Consider the following 26,703-nt stretch of genomic DNA (forward strand, 5'->3'; position numbering starts at 1 on the left):
TCCATTCCAACGGATCGCAACCGGTGCCGCGAGGGTCAGACTTTCTAGAAGGCGAGACGTTGTAGGGGGCTAGGCGTCGTAGTAGAGCCTGAATTCGTGGGGGTGGGGCCGCTGGCGCAGCTCCTGGACCTCTTCTGATTTAAGTGCGATCCAGTGCTCCAGGAAGGAGGCCTCGAACACACCGCCATCGAGCAAGTAGGCGTTATCGGCCGAGAGAGCCTCCAGGGCCGCTTCAAGTGAAACCGGCACGGTGGGAATCCCGGCCCGCTGCTCGGCTGTGAGCTCAAACAGATCCTGGTCGATGGCCTCGCCCGGGTCGATCTGCTGGCGAATGCCGTCGAGGCCGGCCAGCAGCAGGGCGCTGAAGGCCAGGTAGGGATTGGCCAGGGCATCACCGCTGCGGAATTCGAGGCGTTTTGCCGCCGGTTGGCTGCCGCTCAGCGGGATGCGCACGGCGGCGGAGCGGTTGCCCTGGGAATACACCAGGTTCACCGGCGCTTCGAAGCCCGGCACCAGGCGCTTGTAGCTGTTGGTGGCGGGGTTGGTGAAGGCCAGAAAGGAGGGGGCATGCTTCAGCAGCCCGCCGATGTACCAGCGGGCTGTCTGGGAGAGGTTGGCGTAGGTCCCTTCGCCGAAGAACAGCGGTTGGCCGCCCTTCCAGAGGCTTTGGTGCACGTGCATGCCGCTGCCGTTGTCGCCGAACACCGGCTTGGGCATGAAGGTGGCGGTGCGGCCATATTTTCTGGCCACGTTGCGCACCACGTATTTGTAGGTCTGGACGTTGTCGGCCGCTGTGATCAGCTCGGCGAAGCGAAAACCCAGTTCCTGCTGGCCGGCGGCGCCCACCTCATGGTGGTGCTTTTCGATCGGCAGCCCCAGCTGGGCCATGGTCAGCAGCATTTCACTGCGGATGTCCTGGAAGGTGTCGTTGGGAGCGACCGGGAAATAACCCTCCTTGCTGAGGATTTTGTTGGCCAGGTTGCCGCCTTCCTCGAGTCGGCCTGAGTTCCAGCCCGCTTCGATTGAATCCACGCTGTAGAAGCAGCCACTGGCGCTGGAGTCGTAACGGACGTCGTCGAACAAAAAGAATTCCGGCTCCGGGCCGAAGAAGGCCGTATCAGCCAGGCCGGTTGCATCCAGGCAGGCCAGGGCCTTGCGGGCGATCGAACGGGGGCAGCGCCCATAGGGCTCGCCGGTGCGCGGGTCCTGGATGGAGCAGATCAGGCTGAGGGTGCGGTGCCGGCAGAAGGGATCGATCCAGGCCGTCGCTGGATCCGGCACCATCGCCATATCAGATTCGTGGATCGACTTCCAGCCCCGGATCGAAGAGCCATCGAAGGCGATGCCGGCCGTGAAGCTGGCGGCATCCAGCAGGTCAGGGGCAATGGTGAGGTGCTGCCACTTGCCGTGCAGATCGCTGAATTTGAGATCGATCAGCTCGATCCCTCCCTCCCGCACCTGGGCAAGAACGTCGCTGCTGGAGCTGGGCATGGCAGGGGAAGGGGCGAGCGGGGGTGTTGGCCTGCGGTCATTGTGAAGACCACCGGACGGGGGGCGTCAATCCGGGGAAATCAGGCCGAAGGGGCTGCGTAACCCTTTCTGTCAGGTTCTTGAAATCCCATGGCTGGACAGGGTTCTGGGCAATCCCAGATGCTAGTTTCCGTGCAAGGTCTATCGATCTCCCTGTCATGCGCGACGCCATTACCGGCCTGATTGGTCGGTATGACCAGCTGGGGCGCTACTTCGATCGCGATGCGATCGAGCGGATCTCCGGCTATTTCTCCGAGGCTCAGGCGCGCCTGGCGGCCGCCGAGATGATCAACCGTGAGGCCGCCGAAATCGTCCGCGAAGCCAGCCAGCGGCTGTTCGCCCAGGATCCCGAGCTGTTGCTGCCCGGCGGCAACGCCTACACCACCCGCCGGCTGTCCGCTTGCCTGCGCGACATGGACTACTTCCTGCGCTACGCCAGCTACGCGCTGGTGGCCGGGGACCCCACCATCCTCGATGAACGGGTGCTCAACGGCCTAGACGACACCTACAAGAGCCTGGGTGTGCCCACCGGCCCCACCGTGCGCAGCATCTCCCTGCTCGCCGATGTGGTCAGCGAGCGGCTGGCCGAGGAGGGCCTCGGCGATGCCGATCTCGCGCGCATCCCCTTCAACCACATGGCCCGCGGTCTTGCCGTGGTCAACGTTCGGGCTCGCTAGGGCCTGCAACGGCTGAATGCCGCCCATCCGCCCTTGCCTGGCTGGGTAGTCTTCAACTTCTCTTCCATTCGCGCCGCTGGCCTTGGTCTCCCAGTCCCCCTCCGCCCCCGTCAGCGACCGTCATCGCCTCTCGGTCGGACCGATCGCCACCCCGGAACGGCTGCTGCTGGGTCCAGGCCCTTCCAATGCCCATCCCACCGTGCTGGCCGCCCTGGCGCGCAGCCCGATCGGTCACCTCGATCCGCTCTACATCGAGCTGATGGGCGAGGTGCAGGAGCTGCTGCGCTACGCCTGGCAGACCGACAACCGCCTCACCATTCCGATGAGTGGCACCGGCAGTGCGGCGATGGAGGCCACCCTGGCCAACACCGTTGAACCTGGCGACAGCGTTCTTGTTGCCGTCAAGGGCTACTTCGGTCTGCGCCTGGTGGACATGGCCCAGCGCTACCGGGCCGAGGTTCACACCATCGAGCGGCCCTGGGGGGAGGCCTTCACCCTGGCGGAAATCGAAGCGGCGCTGCTGCGCCACCAGCCGAAGATCCTGGCCATCGTCCATGCCGAAACCTCCACGGGCGTCTGCCAGCCGATGGAGGGCATCGGCGAGCTCTGCCGTCGCCACAACTGCCTGCTGCTGCTCGACACCGTCACCTCGCTCGGCGCTGTGCCGGTGTATCTCGATGCCTGGGGCGTCGACCTGGCCTACAGCTGCAGCCAGAAAGGCCTCAGTTGCCCCCCCGGCCTCGGACCCTTCAGCATGGGGCCCCGCGCCGAGGCCAAGCTGGCGGAGCGCCAGGGCAAGGTGCCCAACTGGTACCTCGATGTCTCCCTGCTCAACCAATACTGGGGCAGTAACCGGGTCTATCACCACACGGCGCCGGTCAACATGAACTTCGGCATGCGCGAAGCCCTGCGTCTGCTGGCGGAAGAGGGCCTGGAGAACGCCTGGGCCCGCCATCGTCAGAATGCCGAGCGGCTCTGGGCAGGGCTTGAGCGGCTGGGGCTGGAGTTGCATGTTCCCGAGCCCCTGCGCCTGCCCACGCTCACCACGGTGCGCATCCCTGAAGGCATCGACGGCAAGGCCTTCAGCCTTCACCTGCTCAACCGCCACGGCATCGAGGTGGGTGGCGGCCTGGGCACCCTGGCCGGCAAGGTCTGGCGCATCGGCCTGATGGGTTACAACAGCCGCGCCGAGAACGTGGATCTGCTGCTCAATCTGCTGGAAACGGAGTTGCCCGGTTTTCGCTCCTCCCAGCCGAGCGATCAAGGCGCTGTTGCCGTCGCCGCCGCCTGAACCAGCCTTCCAGCAGCGTGGCGGCTTCAGCGCCGAGCAGCCCGCCCTGCACCGCCATGGTGTGGTGGGCGCTGGGGTCTGTCGCCAGGTTGAGGCAGCCGCCGAGCCCCCCACGTTTGGGGTCGGCCGCGGCAAACAGCACGGTTCCCATGCGGGCCTGGATCAAGGCGCCGGCGCACATCGGGCAAGGCTCCAGGGTCACCAGCAGGGTGCAGCCGTTGAAGCGCCAGTCGCCGCGCAGCAGGGCCGCCTGGCGCAGGGCCACCAGTTCGGCGTGCCCGAGCGGGTCCTGGCGGGTCTGGCGTTGGTTGGTTCCCCAGCCCAGGCAACGGCTGCTGCCATCGAGCACCGCCGCCGCCACCGGGATCTCGCCCCGTTCACCGGCCAGCGCCGCCAGCCGCAGCAGTCGCTCCATCCAGAGCTGCCGCCATCCCGTGCCGAATTGAGTGGGAGTGAGCACGGTCTGGAGCACGCCGGTGCACGGGCCCGTTCAGGCTGGCATTTCGCCAGAGTGCGCTCTCGCTTCGGCCAGGATTCCTGCCGCGCCGACCAGCAGAATGAAATCCCAATCCGCCCTGCCCTTGGCTGTGACGCCTGATTTAGGTCGGGTGCTGGACCCCCTTCCCTTCGCCTCGCCCGGTGCGTTCGATCCCGGCCTGGAAGCCTTCCTGCAGGAGGCCGCCCACCACCTCTGCCGCTGGTTGGGAACGGCGGCTGATCGTCCGCCCCTACCGGGGCTCAGCCTGCTGCCGGAGGTGGAGCCGCAGCTGCTTGGCGTTAGTGGCGAGCGGCTGCTGGCAGATCTGCAGCTGCTGATGGAGGGCTCCTACAACCCCGGCCATCCCGGTGCCCTGGCCCACCTCGATCCGCCGCCGCTGACCTCCTCGCTGGTGGCGGATCTGGTCTGCGCCGGCCTCAACAACAACCTGCTGGCGGAGGAGCTGTCGCCAACCCTGAGCCGGCTGGAGCGCAGCCTCTGCGGCTGGCTGGCCCGCCGGGTCGGCCTGGGCGATGGCGCTAGCGGTGTCCCGGCCAGCGGCGGCAGCCTCAGCAACCTGATGGCCCTGGTCACCGCCCGCCACAGCCGCGGCCTGCAGACCTGCGGTGAGGCCGTGGTGATCGGCAGTGCCGATCTCCACGTGTCGATCGACAAGGCGCTGGTGGTGATGGGCCTGGCTCCCGAGGCCTTGCGCCGCCTGCCTGTGGACGCGGCGGGCCGGCTCGATCCCGGCCAGCTTGAGCGCGAACTGATCGAACTGGAGCGGCGGGGCAGGCCGGTGATCGCCGTGGTGGCCAGCGCCGGTACCACCGTGCGCGGGGCGGTCGATCCCCTGACTGCCATCGCTGCGGTCTGCCGCCGGCACGGGGTCTGGCTGCACGTGGATGGGGCGATCGGTGGGGTGCTGGCGCTGAGCGAGCGGCACCGCGAGCGGGTGGAGGGAATCGGCCTGGCCGATTCGATCACTTTGAACCCCCAGAAGCTGCTGGGAATCACCAAGACCTCGTCGCTGCTGTTGCTCGCCGATCCCGGCCTGCTGCCGGCCACCTTCGCCACCGGGCTGCCCTACATGGAGCCGAGCTGGGGCCCCTGCCATGGAGGCGAATCAGGGCTGCAGGGCAGCCGCAGCGCCGAGATTCTCAAGCTCTGGCTTGGGCTGCGCCAGCTGGGTCTTGAAGGCATCGACCGGCTGATCGAAGCGGCGATCGGCCGGCGCCGGCGGCTGCGCAGCGCGCTGGAAACCGCCCTTCCCCAGGGGGCCCTCAGCCTGCTGAGCGGGCCTCTCCACCTGCTGGCCTTCCGGCCCGCTGGCTTGGACGCCAGTGCCAGCGCTAGCTGGTCGGCCCAGTGCCGCGCCGATCTGATGGCGGAGCAGCTGATGCTCTCGCGCCCGCTGTATCACGGCCATCACCACCTCAAGGCCGTGCTGGGCAATCCCCACACTGGAGAGGCTGAACTGGAGATGCTGGTGGCCGTGGTGAAGCGATCCCTGCCGACGATCGCCGCTCCGAACGCCGCTCCGAACGCCGGCATCGGGGCTGCCAGCCTGGGTGCGGTTGGAAACGACAACGGCGCGAGGGTTTCCCATGGTTGAACCGAATGTCAGGGGCCGCTGGGTGGCGATCCTGACCGGAGCGATCTCGATCCTGATCGGGGTGCTCTACCTCGGGCTGATCACCGTGCTCGACGCCCGCGGCCCGCTCCTGCCCCCCCCTCCCGAGGCCCTGGGCGTGGTGGCAGCTGCGGATCCTTCCGCCGTTGCAACGGCTCCACCACCCGCTGATAAGCCGCTTCCAGAAAGCTCTTCAGGGCTCCCTCCCGCCGGTTGAGGTCGTACTGGCGGCGCACCACCTCCTGCAGACCGCCGTCTCCCCAGTCCTGGTCCTGCTCGAAATAGGTCAGCACGCTCTGGCCGGCGATACGGGTCAGCCAGGCGGCACTCACCCCCTGGACCACCTTGCTGAGGGCCAACGCCGGCAGGTTCAGCGTCAACGCTGAGCCGATCAGGCCCAGCCCTCCCTTGATCACGCCGAGGCCGGCCAGGCTGCGGCCCACCGAAAGGGCCAGCTCCTGGCCACTGGCGCGGGAGATCTCAACGCCGTAGACCCGGCCGATTTCCATCACCATCTGGGCGTTCACCGCCGCGGTGCCAAGCAGGTCGACGACCGGCAGGGGCGTGACCACCAGCACCCCGGCGCCGATCCACATGTAGCGCTCGATCAGCGTTTCGCTATCCCGCCGCCGTTGGCGCGACAGCATCTCTCGGCTCGCATCACCGAGGCGCCTGCTCTGCAGCAGGATGTTGTCGGCGATCAGCTCCTCGCCGTCCTGTTTGAGCACCGTGGCCAGACGCTGCAGCAGAGCTTCGATCTCCGGAGCGGGCTGGAGCGGTTGACCGCCGGGCCTCGGCACCGATTGGGGCGCGGCACTGGCGGGGATCACGTCCCCCGCCTCGATCCGGCCGGCGGTTCGTTGGCGCAGCAGCTGCAGCAGGCGGCGCTCTTCCTCGTCGCCGCGCAGATCACATTTGTTGAGCACGAGGATCAGCCGCTTGCCCAGGCCGGCGAGGGCCTCGAACACCTCCAGTTCCGTGGCCCGCAGATCCCCGTCCACCACCAGGATCAGCAGGTCGGCCCGGGCGGCCCGCTGGCGGGCATTGGTTTCGCGTTGGCGGCCATCTGCGCCTGCTTCGAGAATGCCCGGCGTGTCCACCAGTTGCAGCCCGCGGCGCAGACCCTTCAGCCGCAGCTGGTAGCTGTGGCAATCGGCCGTTGAGCCCATCGGCGCCCCCACCTCCCCCACCACTTCGTTGAGCAGGGCGCGGATCAAGGAGGTCTTGCCGGATGAGCCTGCGCCGAACAGCACCAGCACCAGGTCGCCGCGGGCCAGGTCGGCTTCCACCTGCTCCCGTTCCTGGCGCAGGACTTCCTTGGCGACGTCGTCGCGGACGCGCTCCAGCATCTGGTCGATGGCCTGCAGGTTGCGCTCCGCCGCCTCCTGGCGGCTGGCGAGCGGTTCACGTAGCGCTTGGGATGACACGTTCCGGCGGCGCGGCCCGCGCCAGGCCAGCAGCCACGGCCAGGCCAGCCGCAGGGCCAGCAGGCCGCCAGCTCCGATGATCAGCAGCAGCACCGGACCCACCAGCCAGGCGGGCAGCAGGACGTTGAGCTGCCAGAGCAAGGTGTTGACGGCCTGCAGCAGCAGGGAGAGAGCCACCACCGCCAGCAGGGCGGCTCCGAACCACAGCCAGGGACGCAAGCGCCGCATCAGGGTCCGGCCGCCTTGGCCTTCAACGCGCTAGCCGGCACCGGGCCGGAGGCGCGGATGATGTCGCTCCATAGCGCGGCAGCCACGGCGCTGGAGCCAGCGGTGGGCTTGTTCTGATCATTGCCCAGCCAGATGCCCATCACCCAGTGGCGCCTGGGCTCATAACCCACATAGACCAGATCGCGCCCTTCGTTGGTGGTGCCGGTCTTGCCGCCCTCCTCCCCGCCGAGGGAGGCGCCGCCGCCGGTGCCCGCGCGCACGACGCTGCGCAGCAACCCCTGCATCTGCTTGGCATGCTCGGGTTTGAGCACGGGCCTGGCCGGGCTGATCACCCGATCAGGGGCCTCCTGGCGCTCAAGGCAGCGGGCACTCTCGAGGCCGCCGCAGGTTTCGGCGTCGGTGAGGCGGCGGATTGTGCTGGGGGCATGCCAGATTCCGCCATTGGCGACGGCCCCGTAGGCGGCGGTGAGCTCGATCAAGCGCACCTCGCTCTGACCGAGGGCCAGGCCGGGAACCGCCTCAAGCGGCGTGCGGATGCCCAGGTCTTCGGCCATCTGCTTCACCTTTTCGAGCCCCACCTGCTGGGCCAGGCGTAAGGCCGCGGTGTTGCTGCTGACCGCGAAGGCCTGGCGCAGGCTGAGGTTGCCCCGGCAGGAACTGGTGAATGTCTGACCTGCCCAGGTGAGGGCATCGCAGCGAATGCCGCTGCCGGGCGCCTGGCCTTTCTGCAGTGCGGCCAGGTAGGTGAACAGTTTGAAGGTGCTACCCGGCTGGCGCAGAGCCATGCTGGCCCGGTTGAACTGGCTGCGGCGGTAGTCGCGGCCGCCGGCGATCGCCAGCACCCCGCCGCTGCGCGAATCGAGCACCACCACCGCCCCCTCGTCGACGCCGGCCGGGGCGCCGGAGTCGAGCCTGCGCCGCAACCGTTGTTCCACCACCTGCTGCAGCGCGGGGTCGAGATGGGTTTCGACCAGGAAGTTGCCTTCGGCGGCCACATCGGCTCCCAGCAGATCCTCCAGGTCGGCGCGCACCTGATCGGTATAGAAGGGCGCCGGTCGGCTGCGGCCGGCCCGGCAGGCGTTGGCCCCGAGCTGAACCGGCTGGCGCCGGGCCTGGCGGGCACGGTCGGCGCTGATGCGCCCGGTATCAGCCATTTTCAGCAACACCCCATTACGGGCTTTGAGCGCGGCCTGGGGGTTGCTGCAGGGATCGTTGCCGTTGGGAGAAGGCAGCAGGCCCACCAGCAGGGCGGCCTCCTCCAAACTGAGCTTGGCGGCAGGCTTTTCAAAAAACGAGCGGGCGGCATCTTCGAAGCCCCAGCCCACCCCCAGATAGACCCGGTTGAGATAACTCAGCAGCAGGTCTGCCTTGCTGAAACGCGCCTCCAGCTGCAGGGCCACGAGCAATTCCCGCCATTTGCGCACCAGGGTTTCCCCCTGGCCCACCTGTTCGGGATAAAGGCTGCGGGCCAGCTGCTGGGTAAGCGTGCTGCCCCCCTCCAGCACCCTGCCGCCCAGCACGTTGGTGACCAGGGCCCGGGCCGTCCCGATCGGGTCGACGCCGGGATGCCACCAGAAGCGACTGTCCTCACTGGCCAGCAAGGCCTCCACCAGCACGCTCGGATAGCCGCTCAGGGTCTTGTTTTCGCGGTGTTCGCTGGATTCAGGGGAATTGAGCGGGCGGTTCTGCCGGTCGTAGAGGGCCAGCGGGCCGCGCACGGGCGCCAGGCTGCCGCGCACCGGCACCCGCAGCAGGGAGAGCCCCAGCAGGCCGACCCCGGCGATGGCGGCGGCAGCGGCCGCCAGGCTGGCGCTCGCCGCGAGTCGCAGCAGGCGCGGCCTTGATCGGCTCTGGAAAACCAGCTCCGGCAGGCCCGGCTCGGAGGGGGGGCCAAAACGCAGCGCATCACCGTCGCGCAGCAGCAGTTGCCGGATGGGCCGGCCCTGCCAGTAGAGGCCATTGGTGGAGCTGTCGTCACGGATCAGCCAGTCCTGGCCGACCTGCTCAAGCAGGGCGTGGCGCTTGCTCACCGCCGGGTGATCGATGCGGATCTCCAGCTGGCTGTCGCGGCCGATGCGGTAGAGGCCGCCGTGAAGGCTGATCCGGCGGCTGGCCCGGCCCGGCTGGAACACGTCGAGCAAGGCCTCGCTCGGCGGGGCCGCCGCTGGCAGGCCCTTGTTCAACCTCTCAACGCCCAGCACGGCGCTGGCCCTCCCAGAAATCGAGGGCCAGGAAGAGCACCGCCAGGTTGATGGCCACATCGGCCAGGTTGAACACCGGGAACCGGATCGGCACCAGATCGAGAAAATCCACCACCCCGCCCAGCCGCCAGCGATCGAGGCCATTGCCCAGGGCGCCGCCCAGCAGGCAGCCCACTCCCAGCGCCTGCCAGCGCCGCAGGGCACTCTGGCGTTGGATCCAGATCACCAGGCCGACCGCCACCACAAAGCTCACCAGCCCCAGCACGGCGGTGGCCTGGCTGAACAGGCTGAAGGCGGCGCCGGTGTTGAACAACAACCGCAGGCGCAACACCCCGGGGATGAAGTCTCTGGGGACCGCCTCACTGAGCGCGTCCACGGCCCAGAGCTTGCTGAGCTGATCGAGCAGCACAACGACCACGGCCGCCAGCCAGGCGATGCGTCGGCCTCGGTTGGGGCTGGCTGTCATTAGGGGATGGCTGTCATCAGGGAATAGCTGGCTTCATGATTCGACCAGAAGGAGTTTGCGCAAGGGCACCGCCAGCACGGCCACGGCACAGCAGAGCAGTGCCTGGGGCAGGAGTGGTCCGAGGCTGTAGCCGATCAGCAGATCGCCCAGGCTGTCACCCCAGCGGCCGGCCAGCCCACCGATCAGCAGGTTGGCGATGCCAGAGAGCTGAATCACCAGCAGGCCCATCAGGGCCGCCCCCAGCAGGCGCAACAGATCGCCCATCCCCTCCTGGCGGGCGAGGCGGCCGGTCAGCCAGCCCGCTGGAACGAAGCCAGCCAGATAGCCGAAGCCTGGATCCAGCAGATAGGCCAGGCCGCCACCGCTTTGAAAGACCGGCATCAACAGCAGCCCCAGGCTGAGGTAGGCCACCGCTGCCAGCAGGGCGGGCCGTGGGCCGCAGACCAGGGCAGTGAGCAGCAGGGCTGGCACCTGGGCGGTGACGGGCAATTCCTGAAAGATGACGCCACCCCCTGAGGCCGGCAGCGGAATGAAGGTCTGAATCAGACCTCCACTGATGATCAGCAGCAATCCGACAACGGCGCCGCTCCAGTTGGCTAAGGCCCGCACACGCAGAGATAATGGTTCTCTCCATCCTGCTGTAGTGGAGAGTCACGGAGCGTTTTTGATGATGGCTTCTGCGGATCTTGAGCACCCCACCCCCCTGAGCATCGGCGCCAGGGTGCGTTTGAAGCTGCCTCCCGACTACCTCAAAACCGCCGATTCCAGGCCGATGCTGCGGCCTCCCGACCTGGTGGATGTCGGTGAGATCGGCCAGGTGACGGCCCTCAAGTCGGGCAACGAGCTGGCCGTTCGCTTCCGCCGCGGCACCTTCCTGCTGCGGGCCGATCAGCTCAGCGTCGCCGAGACCGAAGAGCTCAGCGGATGAGCGGACCAGACCCGCTCGGCGGCTGAGAGGGCCGAAGTTGGACCACAGAGACTGAGGCTGGGCCCAGCCAGCAGGCTGCGGGCGCAGGTCCAGAGATCGCCTGGGGTCAGCTTCTCGGCGCGGCGACTGGCCTCATCCGGGTAGGTCCACTCCAGACCGTGACCCAGCACCAGAACTTGGCGATCGGCAATCTGACCGCAGGTCTGACGGCCCGCGGCGACCAGACCCCGGTATTTGGCCAGAGCCAGCTGCCATTCCGTGTCGCTCAGCGGTTGATCCAGCAGCCGTTGCCATTCCTGCAGCAACTGACTGGTGGCTTCAGCGGCTCGCTCCGCCGAGCTGGAGAGATGGAAGACAAAGGGGGCCCCGCCGCGTCGCGCCGGCAGGTGAACGCCGACGTCGTAGGCCAGGCCCTGCTCTTCGCGCAGGGACACGAACAGGCGACTCGACATGCCGATGCCCAGATGGCACTGGAGCAAGCGCAGGGCCAGTGAGCGGGGATCGCCGAGCGGAACCGTGACGGCTCCCAGCATCAGCACCAACTGTTCGGTGTCCTGGGCCTCACAGGCCAGGGAGGCGACGCTGCGCCCGGCAGGCCCGGGTGCCATCGCCGGAGCAGTGGTGGGCCAGCCATCTCCGCTGGGCTCGAGAAGGGCCCGCAGCTGGGTTGGCGGCTGACCGGCGATCACCAGCACCGCTCCCTGGCGGCCGAGTTGGTCGGCGGCCTCCAGCAACTGGGGTCGCCCCAGGGCGGCCAATTCCTGGTCCACCCCGAGGGGGTCATGGCCATAGGGACCGTCGCCATAGAGCTGGTGGCGCAGCAGATCATGGGCCTGCTGGAAGGGGTCCTCCCGCTGGCGATTGAGGGCCTGGAGGTTGAGCTGGCGCTCCAGGCTGATCTGGTCGTTGGCCAGCCAGGGGTTGCGCACCATCGTCTGCAGCAGGGGCAGCAGGGCCGGGCTGTCGGCACTGGCGCACTTGAGGCTGATCAGCAGGCCGTCTTCCGACGCCTCGCAGCGCAGCTCATCGCCCAGACCTTCAACCAGATCGGCCAGGGCCTCACCACTGAGGTCACCGCAGCCCCGGCTGAGCAGTCCGGCCAGCAACTGGGCGCGCCCCCGTTGTCCGGCGGGGTCTCCAGAGCTGCCGCCCCGGATCAGGAGCTTGACGGACACGATCGCCGGGCCGGGCCTTTGAATCACCCAGACCGGGCAGCCGCCTTTCAGCGTGAAGCTCTCCGGCTCCGGCAAGCGGGGGGTGGGGGCATGGCTCATGCCGGCAAGACAAGCAGACGGCAGGCCAGGTCGGGATCCAGTCGCGGCAGCATCTGCTCCTTGAGCCGCTCCACGCTCCAGCCGGCGAGTAGCTCAAGTGGATGGTTCAGCGGAGTCAGCCGCCCCCAGAGGCCCTGGTGGCCGGTCAGGCCAGCCACCGAGGAGGCCGATTCCAGGCCGAAGCGATAACCGTTGGAAACCAGGCGCCGCGCGCGCTCCAGTTCCTGCTCGGTGGGGAGCTGATCGGCGAGCTCACGCAGCACCTTGGCGATCTCGGCTTCAACCTGGTCGGCCTGCTCCGCCTCAAAGACGGCTTCGAGCATGGCCAGGCTGCCGGCCTCCAGCACGTTGAGATCCAGGTCGATGCTCTCGACGATCCTGAGGTCTTCCCGCAGCCGTTGCACCAGCCGACTGCGCTTGCCCTCAGCCAGCAGGGTGGTGAGCAGGTCGGCGCCGGCAATGGCGTCGAGATCGGCTGCAGCCGGAAACTCCCAGACCATCAACAGGCGGGCAGCCTCAAGCCGTGGTAGACGCAGGTCGTGGCGGCCGCTTTGCAGGTGCAGGCTTGGAAAGGGTGCACCGCCCGGATCCTCGATCAGATCGTTGGCGGCGGGCAGAGTGACCAAGGCACTGGCGGCCACATGGCGCTCCAGCTCCAGCGCCCCGACCGCACCGGCCATCGCCAGGCTGCAGTTCTCGGCCCGGTAGCGCCGCCGATGGAACTGGGCCATCCGTTGCGGGTCATGGTCGAGCAGGGCCTGGCGGTCGCCGAGGATCGGACGGCCATAGGGATGGCCGGGACAGGCCAGGGCCAGCAGCCGCTGAAACGCCACCTCTTCAGGCTGGTCTTCGCTCTGGGCCAATTCCTCCAGCACCACCTGCTTCTCCATGCCGAAGTCGTCGGCATGGAGGCGGGGATCAAGCACCAGATCCAGCAGCAGGTCGAGGGCTTCGTGGGCCGCTTCCGGTGGAATCAGCACGTGATAGTGCACATCGTCGAAGCCGGTGGCGGCGTTGCTGCTGCCACCGAGGGCCTCGATGCGCCGATCGAATTCACCGGCGGCGAGCTGGCCGCTTCCCTTGAACACCATGTGCTCAAGGAAGTGGGCGATCCCCGACTCCTCAGCTGTTTCGGTGCGGCTTCCTGCCGCACACCAGAAATCCAGGCAGACCACCGGCGCCTGCTCCTGGTCGACGCTCACCACACGCACCCCGTTGGCAAGGTTGGAGCTGTGGGGCGCCGGGAAGATCTCGGGCGATTCGGCTGGAAGCGGCAAGTGGGGAACTGTGCAGGCAGAACCTGCAGGCATGGGAGGATCTGCATTCTGCTGGCTGAAGCAGCGTTCGTGACCAGAACCGCTCCCCACGCCGGAAGCATCCACCCCTTGGTGGATGCCCTGGCTGACCAAATCCGCGAGAGCTGGAGCAGCCTGCCGGGGTTAGCTCCCCTGCCGATCGCTCCAGACCTCGAAGCGATCAGCGGCAGCCTCGATGGCGAGAAGTTGTTCATCCGCAACGAGTTGAAGCAGTGCCGGGGCCTGCGCAAACTTCACCTCGAAACAGCCCGGCTCGGTGCCGGTCTGCAAATCCTTCACTGCGTGTTTTTCCCGGATCCCCGCTTCGATCTACCGGTGTTCGGTGCCGACATCGTCGCGGGCCCGGCCGGTGTCTCCGCCGCCATCGCCGATCTTTCGCCCACCGGTGCCACCCTGCCTGCCGGCATCGTCACTGGCCTGGAGGCGTTGCCGGTCCACCCGTTCAGCCAGCCGCGCGAGCTGCCGGCCTGGGGCACGATCTTCTCCCCTTTCGTGCGCTTCGTGCGGCCGGTGACCCCCGCCGAAGAGGGCTGGTTCATCGAGGAGGTCAAGGGGCTCCTGGCCGTGCTCGGCAAGGCCGTGATTGAAGGCAGCGAGCAGCCCCCAGACCACGCCGCTAGCCTGAATCGCTATCACGGGCAGCTGTCGTATTGCCAGCAACAGAAACGCAACGACAAGACACGACGGGTTCTGGAGAAGGCGTTCAACCCAACCTGGGCGAACCGTTACATCGAGGAACTCCTGTTCGACGACCCGAGCCCGCCGCCGTCCCTGGGGCCTGGTGGCAGCGTCGCTGGCTGATCGCTCTTGTTGGGCTACTCGTGCTCGGCGGCGCTGGGGCCCTGGTCTGGAAGCTGGGCCAGCCATCGGCCCCGCCTGCGCAGGCGGCCCTGCCCAAGCAGGTGGTTCCAGCCGAAGCCGTTTCGGCCCTCGGCCGGCTTGAGCCAGCCGGAGATGTGCGCAAGCTCGCCGCCCCGATCACCGGCATCGGCGGCAGTCCCCGGATCACCGCGTTGCTGGTGCAGGAAGGCGATCGGGTTGTGCCCGGCCAGCTGCTGGCCCGCTTTGATAACGGCCCTCCGTTGCAGGCGGAACAACAGTTGCTGCGCAGCCGCATTGAGAACCTCAGCCGCCAGTTGGTGGTGATCGAGCGTGACATCAACCGCTATCGCCAGTTGGCCAAGGCAGGCGCTACGGCCGCGGCGGATCTGGAGAACCGCGAGCTGCGCTTGATCGAAGTGCAGGGAAGCCTGCGGGAAGCCCGCGACGAGCTCGTCAAGGTGGAGGCCGATCTGGTCAACACCGTGCTGACGGCCCCGATCGCCGGCACCGTGCTGCGGCTGCAGGCCAGGGTCGGCGAACGGCCCGGCGATGCCGGCATCCTTGAGCTCGGCGCCGGCGACCGGATGGAAGCGGTGGCTGAGGTTTATGAAAGTGACATCAACCGGATCCAGGTGGGTCAACCGGCCACAATCACCAGTGAGAACGGCGGTTTCAGCGGCACCCTCAACGCCAAGGTGATCCGCATCAGCCCCCAGGTGCGTCAACGGGACGTGCTCTCCACCGACCCCACCGGCGACGCCGACGCCCGGGTGGTGGAAGTGCGGCTGAGCCTCGATCCAGAGGATTCCAACCGGGTGCGCAACCTGGTGGGAATGAAAACGATCACCCGTTTTCTGCCGTGAGCGGGCGGGGCTGTTGGGGCCGGCTCTGGGGGGCGCGGGCGATTCCGCTGGCCTGGCTGCTGCTCACCCGCCAACCGGTGCGGCTGGCGGTGGCGCTGGCGGGCATCAGCTTCGCCGGCATCTTGATGTTCATGCAGCTGGGCTTCCGCGACGGGCTGTTCGATGCCAGCGTCACGATCCACAAGGAGTTCGACGCCGATCTGGTGCTGATCAGCCCGCGCACGATCAGCTCGGTCAGCATGTCCGGCTTTCCGAGGCGGCGGCTGGTGCAGAGCCTCGCCGATTCCGAGGTGGCAGGGATCACGCCGGTGAACTGGAACCTGATGATCTGGCGCAACCCAGAAAACCGCAGCACCCGCTCGATTCTGGCGATCGGCTTTGAGCCCAACGATCCGCTGTTTCTCGACCCGGAGCTGAAGATCAAGGCCCAGGCGCTCACCCAGCAGGGCCGGGTTCTCTTCGATGAGCAGTCAAGGGAGGAATTCGGTCCGGTGGGCGAGTGGTTCCGCGAAGGCCGCACCGTTGAAACCGAGGTGGACGGCAAACGGGTGCGCGTGGCCGGGCTGGTGGGCCTGGGCCCCTCGTTTGGTGCCGACGGCAACCTGATCACCAGCCGCGAAACCTTTCTGCGCCTGAGGCCCGGCACGCCGCCCGGGAGCATCGAGGTGGGCCTGATCCGGGTGACCCCCGGGGCTGATCCGGTCGCCGTGCAGGCGCGCTTGCAGGCCCTGCTGCCCCAGGACGTGTCGGTGCTGACCAAGAGCGAATTCGAAGAAGCCGAGAAGGACTACTGGCGCAGCAGCACGGCGATCGGTTTCATCTTCACCCTTGGCGCTGGCATGGGCTTTGTGGTCGGCTGCGTGATCGTCTATCAGATCCTCTACAGCGACGTCAGCGACCACCTGCCGGAGTACGCCACCTTGATGGCGATGGGTTATCCGCTCCGTTCCCTGCTGGGGGTGGTGGCCCGGGAAGGCCTGCTGCTGGCGATGCTCGGCTATCTGCCGGCCTATGGCGTGGGCCAGGGGCTCTATGCCCTGGTGCGTGCCGCCACCAAATTGCCGGTCGAGATGAACACCACCCGAGCGGTGGTGGTGTTCAGCCTGATTCTGGTGATGTGCATGGGCTCAGCCACGATGGCGATGCGCCGCCTGGCCGACGCCGATCCAGCCGAGATCTTCTGATCGGCCCAGAGCTTCAGAACCCATCGCGGCCCCCAACCCTTCAGCCCATGGCCTCCTCCACTCACCGCAATGGATCCCAGGCCAATGGATCAAATTCCGACGGATCCCAGCCCCCGGCGACGGTGGAGGTTCGTGGCCTTTGTCATTGGTATGGCGAAGGGGAGATGCGCCGCCAGGTTCTCGCGGACGTCGATCTCTCCATCCACCCGGGCGAGGTGGTGCTGCTCACGGGCCCATCGGGATGCGGCAAGACCACCCTGCTCACCCTGGTGGGGGGATTGCGTCAGGTTCAGCAGGGCCAAGTGCGGGTGCTGGGGCAGGCCCTGAAGGGATCGAGCCGGGGCCAGCGCCAGCGCCTGCGCCGCCAGATCGGCATGATTTTCCAGGGCCACAACCTGCTGCGTTGTCTCAGCGCCGAGCAGAACGTGCAGATGGGCTCCGACCTGCTGCCGGGTCTGAGCTACCGGGCCCGGCGTGATCAGGCGCGCGAATGGCTGCGGGCGGTTGGGCTGGGCGACCACCTGGCCAAGGCCCCCCACGACCTCTCCGGTGGCCAGAAGCAGCGGGTGGCGATCGCCCGGGCGCTGGCCGCCCACCCGAGGCTGCTGCTGGCCGATGAACCCACCGCCGCCCTTGACAGCCGCAGTGGCCGGGATGTGGTGGATCTGCTCAAAGGTCTGGCCCGCGAGCAGGGCTGCGCCGTGCTGCTGGTGACCCACGACCCGCGCATCCTCGATGTGGCTGATCGGTTGGTGGAAATGGAGGATGGCCGCCTCCGGCTCTCTCCCTCGTCTGCTCCACTGGTGGCCCTGGCCTGATGGCCAGGAGTAGGATGGTTTTTCTATCCCCAAGAACAACGGTTCTCGATGTCGAAACGCAGGAATCTGAAGAAGGAAAAGCAGGAACGCAACCGCTCCTACGCCCGTAAGTTCAAGAAGCGCAAGTTGCGCAACGACGGTCGCGGTGAAGGCGCTGGCAACGGCGTCACCGGCACGGCCAACAACGGCGGCGCCGCCGACTGACCCGCAGACGCATGTTTCCAAGCGTCGTCATCCCCACCTACAACCGGCGACCGATCCTCGAGAAGTGTCTGCGCGCCCTGGAGAACCAGGACCCGGCCGCTTCGGTTGATCGTTATGAGGTCGTCGTCGTTGACGACGGCTCCACCGATGGCACCGCCGAGTGGCTGCGCCAGGAGGCAGCCAGTTTTCCCCATGTGCGCCTGATCGAGCAGGACCATGGCGGTGCCGCTGCCGGGCGCAATCGCGGTGTGGATGAAGCCCGCGGAGACGTGATCGTTTTCATCGACAGCGATCTGGTGGTGACGGCCGGCTTCCTTGCCGCCCATGCCACAGCCCTGGAGCGCCACTGGCGCCAGAGCGGTAACAAACTGTGCTTCACCTACGGCGCGGTGATCAACACCAGTAACTTCGCCGATCCCAGCAGCGAGCCCCACAAGCTCAGCGATCACTCCTGGGCCTATTTCGCCACCGGCAATGTGGCCATCGACCGCGACCTGCTGGAGCGCTCCGGCCTGTTTGACACGGGCTTCCGGCTCTATGGCTGGGAAGACCTGGAACTGGGTGAACGGCTGCGGCGGATGGGCGTGGTGCTGGTGCGTTGCCCGCAGGCCCCCGGCTATCACTGGCACCCGGCCCTGAGCCTGGAGCAGGTTCCCGATCTGGTGCGCCTGGAGCAGGAACGGGCCCGGATGGGTCTGGTTTTTTACCGGAAACACCCCACCCGTCGGGTGCGCTTCATCATCCAGTTCACCTGGCTGCATCGGCTGCTCTGGGAACTGCTCACCGCCGGTGGCCTGCTCAATGAGCGCAGCCTCAGGCCCTTGCTGGCCTGGCTGCTGCGCCGTGGCCATTCCGACCTGGCGATGGAACTGCTGCGCCTGCCGCTCAACCGCATCGGTGTGCGCGCCCTCTTCCGCGAAGCCCGCGCCGCTGGGCTCAGCTGAAAATCAGCCCAGCAAGCGCTTTGGTAGCTTGGGTAGTCCCTAAAAACACCGCACACCTGTCCGTTTCGGGTGCTCAGGCGAATCCCGGCCGCTCCTATCCCCACTCCCACTGGAGCTGGCGATAGAGCTGCTCCGCTCTGATCCCTGGCAGGTGGAGGCGAACCCGAAACCCCACCCCTTAACCATGGCTGTCGTAACCCTCTCCGAAATGATGGAGGCGGGTGCCCACTTTGGGCACCAAACCCGTCGTTGGAACCCCAAGATGTCGCGCTACATCTATTGCGCGCGCAACGGAGTTCACATCATCGATCTCGTGCAGACCGCCATCTGCATGAACAACGCCTACAAATGGACCCGCAGTGCCTCCCGCGCTGGCAAGCGTTTTTTGTTCGTCGGCACCAAGAAGCAGGCCTCCGAGGTGATCGCCCTTGAAGCGGCCCGCTGCGGTGCCTCCTACGTGAACCAGCGCTGGCTGGGCGGCATGCTCACCAACTGGAGCACGATGCGCGCCCGCATCGATCGGCTCAAGGATCTTGAGCGGATGGAATCGTCTGGCGCCATCGCCATGCGCCCCAAGAAAGAAGCCGCTGTGCTGCGGCGCGAACTGGACCGTCTGCAGAAGTATCTGGGCGGTCTCAAGAACATGCGCCGCCTGCCCGATGTGGTGATCCTCGTCGACCAGCGCCGCGAATCCAACGCGGTTCTGGAATGCCGCAAGCTCGATATCCCCCTGGTGTCGATGCTGGACACCAACTGCGATCCCGATCTCACCGACGTGCCGATTCCCTGCAACGACGACGCGGTGCGCTCCGTTCAGCTCGTGCTCGGTCGCCTCGCCGACGCGATCAATGAGGGCCGCCACGGCGACTCCACCGATCAACGGGCCAGCGAAGACGAGGAGGGCTGAGGCCCCGGGGCCGTCCGCCTGGCCGGCCCTCCCTCACCCATCCCATTCCAGCTCTCCTCCCCCTTTCTCTCTTCTCCTTTTCTCCCCATGGCTGAGATTTCAGCAAAGCTCGTCAAGGAACTGCGCGACAAGACCGGCGCAGGAATGATGAACTGCAAGAAGGCGCTCCAGGAAGCCAATGGCGACATGACCAAGGCGACCGAGTGGTTGCGTCAGAAGGGGATCGCCACCGCCGAGAAGAAGGCGGGTCGCACCGCTGCTGAAGGCTCGATCGGCAGCTACATCCACACCGGTGCCCGGGTGGGCGTGCTTTTGGAGCTGAACTGCGAAACCGATTTCGTCGCCCGCGGTGATGTCTTCCAGGATCTGCTGCGCAACGTGGCGATGCAGATCGCCGCCTGCCCCAGCATCGAATACGTCAGCACCGATCAGATTCCAGCGGAGATCGTTGAGCGCGAGAAGGTGATCGAAATGGGCCGCGACGACCTCGCCGGTAAGCCCGACAAGATGAAGGAAAAGATTGTCGACGGGCGCATCGGCAAGCGACTCAAGGAGCTGGCCCTGCTGGATCAACCCTTCATCAAGGACAGCTCGATCACGGTGGCCGAACTCGTCAAGCAGGTGGCCGGCCAACTCGGTGAAAACATCCAGGTTCGGCGTTACACCCGCTACACCCTCGGCGAAGGCATTGAGGTCGAGCAGAGCGACTTTGCTGCCGAAGTGGCTTCAATGGGCGTCGGCACCGCCTGAGCACCTCCTGAGCTCCATCGCGCCTGAGCACCTTCGCCTGAGCCCTGCCCAGCCCTCTCCTCCTCCCCCCATGGCCTTGGATTCCAGAGCCACTGCATTGACGGAGGCCACCGACCAGCTTGAGCGGCTTTCCCAGCGGCTGCTGGAAGGCAACGGGGCTTTGTACAGGGATCTGGCCCTCTACCTGCAGGTGCTCAGGGAAGGCCTGCCGATGGCGGTGCAGCAGGCCACCTTCCATGTGGCCACCCAGCTGGTTCCAGAGCGTTATGGTGCCCTGGCTGAAGGCCGGCGTCAGGAGCTGCAGCAGCGCTTGGCTGAGCTGGTGAAGCGCTGCGGTTGCTTGCTCACCCTGGAGCAACTGGTGGTGCTCGGCCAGCAAGTGCGACGGGAGCGGAGGCGCCAGCAGCGGCGGGAGCAACAGCGGCTGATGGCGTCGATGCTGGACGGGGGCGATTCAGAGACGGCTTCCTCGCCTGCGGCCCAGGCTCCCTTGCCACCGGGTTCGGTGCGGCTCGGCCTTGATCTGCCCCTCTCCGCTGAGTTGTTCGCCTCGGGCCTGCCGGGGCTGGCGGGTCTCACCGACCTGGCCACCCTGGTGGGACCGATAGGTGCCTCAGAGGCCAGTCGCTCCAGGGCGGACGTTGCCGTTGACGACAGCGACGACGAGGGCCTAGGCGACGAAGACAATGACGACTCAGGCGATGACGATGAAGACGGTTCTGACGACGACGACTCTGAAGATGACGACTCAGACGTGGTTGAAGTCCTAACCGCCGAACTGCTGGGAGAAACGGAGGCTGAGCTCGAAGGACAAGCGGAGAGGAAGGCTGACGATCAGGAAGGAACGCCAGGGAATGGGGAGACCACCGAAGCGATCGAGCCCTCGCTTGTGCCCCGGCAACCGCTTGAGCTGCTCAAGTGGTGGGACTCCCTCGATCGGGCCCTGGAGCGGCGGCTGCGCAACCTCTCCCATGCGATCAATCTCGACCTGCTTCGCCTCGGTCTGACCCGCAGCTTGCTGCCGATCAATCTTCTCGACGCCGTGCTGGCCGGTCAGGTTGAGGCGATGCCTGCCCCAGCCAACCTGTTGCGGCTGTCGTTGCCCTTTGGCCCTGACGGCATGGCCGGCCAACTGGAGGCGATCGGTTTGCTGTTGCGCAGTGCTGATCTGGAGTTCGATCAGGCCCGTCTGCGCACCTGCCGCCGCCGGTTGGAGCGCAGACGGCAAGATGTGAGCAAAATGGCCCGGCAGTATCGCCACTGGCAGCGGCGGGCCCGGTCGCTTGAGGCGGAGCAGCAGTGGTTGGAAGACAGCCAAACCAACCTGCCGACTCCTCCCTGAGCCGCTCCCCCCAGCCTGGGGCCGACCAGCCTCTGGCAGGCAGGATCGCGACCTTGCAGAAGGCCCTGGAGCTGGAAGCCGCGCGCGGTTTCGCAGATCTCGAAGGCCGGCGGGAGCGCTTCAGCAGCTTCCTGTCGCGCAGCTGCCACGAGCTGGCCGCAAGGCCTGCTTCACCCAGCCTTGATGCTGCCCTGGCCGCCCTGGCGGCGGAATTCAGCGCCTACGCCAAGCTGAGCCTCAGCGCCCGGCAGAACCTGGTGCGGCGCTGCCGCGAGCGGCTGCATGGCCTGCGCCGCAGCCTGGAGCCGGCAACCCCCTTCGCCCCGCCGCGCCTGCGCCTGGCTGCGAGCCAGACCGTGAGCCAGACCAGAGCCACCCCGCTGGCCGCGCCGATCGGGCCGGACACCCCCTTGGCCGCAATTGCCGGCATCGGCCCCAAGACCGCCACACGGCTGGCTGGCCTTGGCCTGTTGCTGGCCCGCGACCTGCTGCGCCATTACCCCCGTGACTACCTCGACTACGCCCATTTGCTGCGCATCGATGCCCTGGTGCCGGGTGAGACCGCCACGATCGTGGCCACGGTGCGGCGCTGCCATGCCTTTGCCAGTCCGCGCAATCCCAACCTCTCGATCTTGGAACTGCAGCTCCAGGACATCACCGGACGGCTGCGGATCAGCAAATTTTTCGCCGGCAAGCGTTTCACCTCCACGGGCTGGCTGAGGTCCCAGGGACGCCTGTACCCGCTGGGCTGCACCCTGGCGGCCAGTGGGTTGGTCAAGGAAACGCCTTACGGTCCCAGCCTGCAGGACCCCTTGATCGAAGTGCTCGAAGCCCCCAATGCGCCGGTGCGCTCCAGCCAGATCGGTCGTCTGCTGCCTGTGTATGGGCTCACCGAGGGCCTCACCGCCGATCGCCTACGCCAGGCGGTGGCAGCGGTGCTGCCGGCCGCCGGCCCCTGGGGCGATCCCCTGCCCGCTGCCCTGCGCCAGCGGCTCGAGTTGATCGATCGCCCGCAGGCCTTGCAGGGAATCCATGCGCCCACAGACCGGCAGCAGCTCAGGGCCAGCCGGCACCGCCTGGTGTTCGATGAGCTGCTGTTGCTGCAGCTGAACCTGCTGCAACGGCGCCAGCAACAGATCAGCCGTCCCACCCAGCCCCTGGTGCTGCCAGCGAGCCAGGGAAGCCTGGTGGCGGCCTTCCTGGACCTGCTTCCCTTTCCGCTCACATCGGCCCAGCAGCGGGTGCTCGCTGAGATCCGCGCCGACCTCCGTCAGGAGCAGGCCATGGCCCGTTTGCTGCAAGGCGACGTCGGCAGCGGCAAGACCGTGGTGGCGATCGCGGCCCTGCTCACCGCCATCGAGGCGGGTTGCCAGGGTGCCCTGATGGCTCCCACCGAGGTGCTGGCCCAGCAGCACGCCCGCAAGCTGGGCGAATGGCTGCCCCAGATGCACATCAGCACCGCCCTGCTCACCGGCTCCACACCGCGGCCGCGCCGCCAGGAACTGCTGCAGGATCTGGCCAACGGTCAGTTGAAGCTGCTGGTCGGCACCCACGCCTTGCTCGAAGACCCGGTGCAGTTCGCCCGGCTTGGCCTGGTGGTGGTCGATGAACAGCACCGCTTCGGCGTGCGCCAGCGCAACCGCCTGCTTGGCAAGGGACTCCAGCCCCATCTGCTCACGATGACGGCCACCCCGATTCCGCGCACCCTGGCCCTCTCCGTGCATGGCGATCTGGAGGTGAGTCAGATCGACGAACTGCCCCCCGGTCGCACGCCGGTGTGTACCCAACTGCTGCGGGGAAGTCAACGGCAGCAGGCCTACCAGCTGATTCGCCAGCAGGTGGCCCTGGGTCTGCGGGCTTATGTGGTCTTGCCCCTGGTGGAGGAATCGGAAACCCTGGACCTGCGCTCAGCGGTGGAGGTTCACAACCAGCTCAGCGGCGAGGTGCTCGCCGACCTGCGTGTCGGCCTGCTGCATGGCCGCATGGACAGCCACGACAAGCAGGCGGCGATCACCGCCTTCGCTGGCGGCGCCACCGATGTGCTCGTGTCCACCACGGTGGTGGAAGTGGGCGTGGATGTGCCCGAGGCCAGCGTGATGGTGATTGAGCATGCCGATCGCTTCGGCCTGGCCCAGCTGCACCAGCTGCGCGGCCGGGTGGGCCGGGGTGCGGCGGTCTCCCACTGCCTGTTGATCAATGACAGCCGAAATCCTCTGGCCCGCCAGCGCCTGGAGCTGTTGGTGCGCTCCGCCGACGGCTTTGAGATCGCCGAGATGGACCTGCGTCTGCGCGGTCCTGGTCAGGTGCTTGGCACACGCCAGTCCGGCCTGCCGGATCTGGCCCTGGCCAGCCTCAGCGATGACGGCGAGGTGCTCGAGCAGGCCCGCCAGGTGGCCAAGGAGATCCTGGCGGGCGACCCTGAGCTGGCGGTCCATCCGGGCCTGCGCCAGGCCTTGAGCGAACAGCGCCAGGCCGACGCCGCCCGCTTGAATTGAGCGTTCATCGTCTGCGGCGACCCGCCAGCTGATCCCTTGCCACGTCCCTGGAGCACGGTCGCGATCGACGACAACGGCGAAACGCTGATCCCCCTGCCGGCCAGCCTGCATCGCCTTGAGCCCCATCCGTATCAGAGCCTCGGAGCCCCCTATGGCAACGGCGGTTGTCCCTTCCGGCTGCGCCAGGGCGTGGTGGAGCGCCTGTTGATCGCCCAGGCCCAGCTGCAGCGCCAGGATCCAGCCCTGCGGCTGGCGATCTTCGATGCCTGGCGGCCGGTGGCGGTCCAGGCCTTCATGGTGGAGCACGCCCTGGCCAGTGAATGGGCCCTCCGGGGCGTGGCGGCTGAGACGGCCAGTGCCGAGCGGGAGGCCATCCGCGAGCGGGTGAGCCGCTTCTGGGCGCCACCCAGTGAGGATCCAGCCACGCCGCCGCCGCACAGCACCGGCGCGGCCGTTGACCTCACCCTGGCTGAGGCCAGCGGTTCCCCCCTGGCGATGGGCGGCGAGATCGATGCGATCGCTGCGGTTTCAGAGCCGGATCACTACGCCGAAGCGGCGCGCGATCCCAGCAGCCAAGCCGCCCTCTGGCACCATCGCCGCTGCCTGCTGGCCGAGGCGATGGCCGTGGCGGGATTCAGCCAGCATCCCTACGAGTGGTGGCATTTCAGCTATGGCGACCAGCTCTGGGCCTGGCGTTCCCGGCAGCCAACCGCCTGTTACGGCCGCTGGCTAGCCGAGGGTTGAGGCAAGGGCATCGCCTGGAGCTCACGCCAGATCCGGTCGGCCTCATCGCGGCTGAGCAGGTTCTGGCTGGCACAGTCCTTCAGGCTCGCCTCAGCCATTTCAAGCTGCACCTGGCGCAGCCGGAGCAGAACCTTGGTGGATTGGCCAGCGAACTGCTGCAGCTGGCGCCGGTAGGCGCCGAGCATGTTGTCGCTCTGGCAGGTGGCTTGATCGGGACGGTAGGTCGTGACCGGGGCCGCTGGCGGCGGCGGCATCGAACGGCCCTGGGCCAGGGCGGCGCCGGCGGCAAAGGCGGCGATCGGGCCGATCAAACCGAACAGTAACTTTCTCAACGGCAGTCCTTTGAACGGCAGCCTTTTCAACAGCAGGCGACCGATCATCAGTTGGTGGGCAACAGGGCCCGCACCGCTTCAGGACCGAGCTTGCCGACGAAGTCACCAAAGCTGCGCGGCCGGCCCCCGTTTTGGGTCGATTTCCATTCGCACAGCAGGGGCTCCAGGGTGCACTCCAGATCGCTCAGCGGCATCCGCTCCAGGTAGGGGGTGGCCAGGCAGGTGAGGTTCGGTGTGCCGCCCAGCCAGAGCTGGTATTGCTCCACCCCACTGCCCACCAGACCGACTTCGGCCATGTAGGGGCGTGAGCAGCCATTGGGGCAGCCGGTCATGCGCACCAGCAGCGGTTGCTCGATCTCCAGCCGCTGCAGCAGTACTTCGAGGCGATCGAGCACGGCCGGCAGGATCCGCTCCGCTTCGGTGATGGCCAGCCCGCAGGTGGGCAGCGCTGGGCAGGCCAGGGCATGGCGCGCGAGAAGACCCGGTGCTTCCGGTGCGGCAAAGCCCAGGGCAATCAGGGCCGCCCGCAGGCTGGAGCGCTGGGAGGTGCCGATGTTGCAGAGCAACAGGTCTTGATTCGGGGTGAGGCGCACATCGAGCTGGTAGGTCTCAACGAGGCGCCGCAAGCCCTGTTTGACCGTTCCCTCCAGGCGCCCGCAGAGCAGGGGCAGGCCGACGAACCAGAGGCCGCTGCTCTGGCGATGCCAACCGAGATAGTCGGTGAGCTTGGCCTTGGGTTCCGGCCGCAGGCTTTTGAGCGGATGGGGGAAGTAGCGGAGCAGCTCGCCTTTGAACCAGGCGATGCCCCGGTCATGGATCAGGTATTTCATCCGGGCGTGGCGGCGCAGCTCCCGGTCGCCGTGGTCGCGCTGCAGGGCGGCGACCGCCTGGACGAGATCGAGAATGTGCTCGGCGGCCACGTAGCCGAGCGGATCGGCCGTGCGGGCGAAGGTGTCCTCCTTGTTGTGGGTCCGCCCCATGCCGCCGCCCACATACACGTTGCAGCCGCGCAGCCGTCCGCCCGGATCGGTGAACACCACCAGGCCGATGTCCTGGGTGAGCAGATCAACGGAGTTGTCGCCTGGCACCGTGACGGCCACCTTGAACTTGCGCGGCAGGTAGGTGCCCCCGTAGAGGGGCTCGCTGGCATCGCCGCTGAACAGGGCCCCCTGCTGCTGCCGGGCCCGTGCCTTGTTCACCTCAGGGGCAGGGCGGAAGCGATAACTGTGGTCGCCATCCACCCAGAGATCGAGGTAGGAGCCTTCGGCGGCCTGGGGAGCGAGCAGATCGGCGATCTGCTCGGCGAGGGCGCGCGCGGCGGGATAGCCCCCCTTCTCGAAGGGCGCTGCCGGCGCCATCACATTGCGGTTGATGTCACCACAGGCGGCCAGGGTGGAGCCCATGGCGCGCACGATGGTGCCGATCACCTCCTGCAGGTCGGCCTTGGCGATGCCATGCATCTGGAACGCCTGGCGGGTCGTTACCCGCAGGGTGCCGTTGCCGAGTCGGTCGGCCAGATCATCCATGGCCAGGTAGAGCGGCACGGGAATCAGGCCGGCGGGGCTGCGCAGGCGCAGCATCATCTGCCAGTCCTTCTCCTGGCCTTTCTGGCGATGGTCGCGGTTGTCCTGCTGGTAGCTGCCGTGGAACTTCAGGATCTGGACCGCCCCATCGGTGAAGAACGGCTTCTCGTTCTTCAGCTCGGTGGCCAGGGGTTCCTTGAGGTGGTCACTGCTCGCCTTGAGCTGCTCGAACTTGCTCGGAGGCGTCGGGGAAAGGGTCACAACAACGGCGCCGTCATCCACAGAAGGTAGCGAAGCAAGGGGCGCTCCAAAGGCGTTCAATACAG

General features: G+C 67.2%; 25 protein-coding genes. 15 read left to right on the top strand and 10 right to left on the bottom strand.

The genetic code is table 11. The features are described from left to right. Positions 1-69: 69 nt before the first annotated feature. Positions 70-1,491 carry a type I glutamate--ammonia ligase gene (gene glnA, locus BM449_RS11185; RefSeq protein WP_071801282.1) on the bottom strand — a complete coding sequence of 474 codons (1,422 nt, stop codon included), beginning with the start codon at positions 1,489-1,491 and terminating at the stop codon, positions 70-72. 197 nt (positions 1,492-1,688) lie between these two features. On the opposite strand from glnA, the gene BM449_RS11190 reads away from it, so the two are divergent. Both BM449_RS11190 and BM449_RS11195 read left to right on the top strand, forming a co-directional pair. Next, complete coding sequence (locus BM449_RS11190; RefSeq protein ID WP_071801283.1) at positions 1,689-2,207, top strand: allophycocyanin subunit beta; 519 nt, start codon at positions 1,689-1,691, stop codon at positions 2,205-2,207. 82 nt (positions 2,208-2,289) lie between these two features. Beyond that, positions 2,290-3,498 carry an alanine--glyoxylate aminotransferase family protein gene (locus BM449_RS11195; protein WP_071801284.1) on the top strand — a complete coding sequence of 403 codons (1,209 nt, stop codon included), beginning with the start codon at positions 2,290-2,292 and terminating at the stop codon, positions 3,496-3,498. Here BM449_RS11195 and BM449_RS11200 read toward each other — a convergent pair. Next, complete coding sequence (locus BM449_RS11200) at positions 3,416-3,958, bottom strand: nucleoside deaminase (RefSeq protein WP_255448087.1); 543 nt, start codon at positions 3,956-3,958, stop codon at positions 3,416-3,418. The two genes, BM449_RS11195 and BM449_RS11200, sit on opposite strands and share 83 nt — an antisense overlap. 97 nt (positions 3,959-4,055) lie before the next feature. Here BM449_RS11200 and BM449_RS11205 point away from each other — a divergent pair, with 97 nt between their 5' ends. After that, positions 4,056-5,591: a pyridoxal-dependent decarboxylase gene (locus BM449_RS11205; protein WP_071801285.1), complete on the top strand. Its 1,536-nt coding sequence runs from the start codon at positions 4,056-4,058 to the stop codon at positions 5,589-5,591. Between the two features lie 80 nt (positions 5,592-5,671). Here the strand turns inward: BM449_RS11205 and BM449_RS11210 are convergent, their stop codons facing one another. The 4 genes from BM449_RS11210 to BM449_RS11225 are packed head-to-tail and all read right to left on the bottom strand — an operon-like array spanning position 5,672 to position 10,540. Continuing rightward, the gene (locus BM449_RS11210) at positions 5,672-7,264 is read right to left on the bottom strand and encodes a GTP-binding protein (RefSeq protein WP_120352786.1); all 1,593 of its coding nucleotides are present in this window, start codon (positions 7,262-7,264) and stop codon (positions 5,672-5,674) included. Then, positions 7,264-9,465: a transglycosylase domain-containing protein gene (locus tag BM449_RS11215; protein WP_233830685.1), complete on the bottom strand. Its 2,202-nt coding sequence runs from the start codon at positions 9,463-9,465 to the stop codon at positions 7,264-7,266. Before BM449_RS11215 ends, BM449_RS11210 begins: the two co-directional genes overlap by 1 nt. Beyond that, positions 9,452-9,931, bottom strand: a complete 480-nt coding sequence (lspA, locus tag BM449_RS11220; RefSeq protein WP_071801287.1) for a signal peptidase II — start codon at positions 9,929-9,931, stop codon at positions 9,452-9,454. Before lspA ends, BM449_RS11215 begins: the two co-directional genes overlap by 14 nt. Before the next feature lie 33 nt (positions 9,932-9,964). Next, on the bottom strand, positions 9,965-10,540 hold the full coding sequence (locus BM449_RS11225) for a biotin transporter BioY (RefSeq protein WP_071801288.1): 576 nt from the start codon (positions 10,538-10,540) through the stop codon (positions 9,965-9,967). Between the two features lie 58 nt (positions 10,541-10,598). On the opposite strand from BM449_RS11225, the gene BM449_RS11230 reads away from it, so the two are divergent. Then, positions 10,599-10,859 carry an NAD(P)H dehydrogenase assembly family protein gene (locus BM449_RS11230; RefSeq protein ID WP_233830687.1) on the top strand — a complete coding sequence of 87 codons (261 nt, stop codon included), beginning with the start codon at positions 10,599-10,601 and terminating at the stop codon, positions 10,857-10,859. Here BM449_RS11230 and BM449_RS11235 read toward each other — a convergent pair. Then, positions 10,820-12,133, bottom strand: a complete 1,314-nt coding sequence (locus tag BM449_RS11235) for a pitrilysin family protein (RefSeq protein WP_071801289.1) — start codon at positions 12,131-12,133, stop codon at positions 10,820-10,822. The genes BM449_RS11230 and BM449_RS11235 overlap by 40 nt on opposite strands. Beyond that, the gene (locus tag BM449_RS11240) at positions 12,130-13,443 is read right to left on the bottom strand and encodes a pitrilysin family protein (protein ID WP_083544667.1); all 1,314 of its coding nucleotides are present in this window, start codon (positions 13,441-13,443) and stop codon (positions 12,130-12,132) included. Before BM449_RS11240 ends, BM449_RS11235 begins: the two co-directional genes overlap by 4 nt. A 36-nt stretch (positions 13,444-13,479) precedes the next feature. Between BM449_RS11240 and BM449_RS11245 the strand changes: the two genes are divergently transcribed. The 11 genes from BM449_RS11245 to BM449_RS11290 all read left to right on the top strand — a co-directional run bounded on the left by BM449_RS11245 (position 13,480) and on the right by BM449_RS11290 (position 24,522). Further along, complete coding sequence (locus tag BM449_RS11245; RefSeq protein WP_233830689.1) at positions 13,480-14,250, top strand: phycocyanobilin:ferredoxin oxidoreductase; 771 nt, start codon at positions 13,480-13,482, stop codon at positions 14,248-14,250. A 20-nt stretch (positions 14,251-14,270) separates the two neighbouring features. Next, positions 14,271-15,134: an HlyD family efflux transporter periplasmic adaptor subunit gene (locus BM449_RS11250; protein WP_233830691.1), complete on the top strand. Its 864-nt coding sequence runs from the start codon at positions 14,271-14,273 to the stop codon at positions 15,132-15,134. Next, a complete protein-coding gene (gene devC / locus BM449_RS11255; protein ID WP_071801291.1) occupies positions 15,131-16,318 on the top strand; it encodes an ABC transporter permease DevC in 1,188 nt (395 codons plus the stop codon). Before BM449_RS11250 ends, devC begins: the two co-directional genes overlap by 4 nt. Before the next feature lie 47 nt (positions 16,319-16,365). After that, the gene (locus tag BM449_RS11260) at positions 16,366-17,136 is read left to right on the top strand and encodes a DevA family ABC transporter ATP-binding protein (RefSeq protein ID WP_071801292.1); all 771 of its coding nucleotides are present in this window, start codon (positions 16,366-16,368) and stop codon (positions 17,134-17,136) included. A gap of 48 nt (positions 17,137-17,184) precedes the next feature. Beyond that, positions 17,185-17,340, top strand: coding sequence for a hypothetical protein (locus BM449_RS14690; RefSeq protein WP_120352787.1), 156 nt, complete (start codon positions 17,185-17,187; stop codon positions 17,338-17,340). Between the two features lie 11 nt (positions 17,341-17,351). Beyond that, positions 17,352-18,284, top strand: coding sequence for a glycosyltransferase family A protein (locus BM449_RS11265; RefSeq protein WP_071801293.1), 933 nt, complete (start codon positions 17,352-17,354; stop codon positions 18,282-18,284). A gap of 184 nt (positions 18,285-18,468) precedes the next feature. Continuing rightward, entirely contained in the window at positions 18,469-19,191 is a 723-nt protein-coding gene (gene rpsB / locus BM449_RS11270; protein WP_071801294.1) for a 30S ribosomal protein S2, read from the top strand. Between the two features lie 87 nt (positions 19,192-19,278). Beyond that, a complete protein-coding gene (gene tsf, locus BM449_RS11275; protein WP_071801295.1) occupies positions 19,279-19,941 on the top strand; it encodes a translation elongation factor Ts in 663 nt (220 codons plus the stop codon). Between the two features lie 70 nt (positions 19,942-20,011). Then, a complete protein-coding gene (locus BM449_RS11280) occupies positions 20,012-21,283 on the top strand; it encodes a hypothetical protein (protein WP_071801296.1) in 1,272 nt (423 codons plus the stop codon). A gap of 44 nt (positions 21,284-21,327) precedes the next feature. Further along, positions 21,328-23,778, top strand: a complete 2,451-nt coding sequence (gene recG, locus BM449_RS11285; RefSeq protein WP_071802240.1) for an ATP-dependent DNA helicase RecG — start codon at positions 21,328-21,330, stop codon at positions 23,776-23,778. Between the two features lie 36 nt (positions 23,779-23,814). Further along, positions 23,815-24,522 (top strand): M15 family metallopeptidase, encoded by a 708-nt coding sequence (locus BM449_RS11290; RefSeq protein ID WP_071801297.1) that lies wholly within the window; start codon positions 23,815-23,817, stop codon positions 24,520-24,522. Here BM449_RS11290 and BM449_RS11295 read toward each other — a convergent pair. Both BM449_RS11295 and sir read right to left on the bottom strand, forming a co-directional pair. Next, positions 24,495-24,902 carry a hypothetical protein gene (locus BM449_RS11295; RefSeq protein WP_071801298.1) on the bottom strand — a complete coding sequence of 136 codons (408 nt, stop codon included), beginning with the start codon at positions 24,900-24,902 and terminating at the stop codon, positions 24,495-24,497. The two genes, BM449_RS11290 and BM449_RS11295, sit on opposite strands and share 28 nt — an antisense overlap. Beyond that, positions 24,902-26,638: a sulfite reductase, ferredoxin dependent gene (sir, locus tag BM449_RS11300; protein ID WP_233830693.1), complete on the bottom strand. Its 1,737-nt coding sequence runs from the start codon at positions 26,636-26,638 to the stop codon at positions 24,902-24,904. The genes BM449_RS11295 and sir overlap by 1 nt, the downstream gene beginning before the upstream one ends. Positions 26,639-26,703 lie beyond the last annotated feature (65 nt).

It is taken from the genome of Synechococcus sp. SynAce01 (assembly GCF_001885215.1).
In the GTDB taxonomy this organism is placed as follows: domain Bacteria; phylum Cyanobacteriota; class Cyanobacteriia; order PCC-6307; family Cyanobiaceae; genus Regnicoccus; species Regnicoccus frigidus.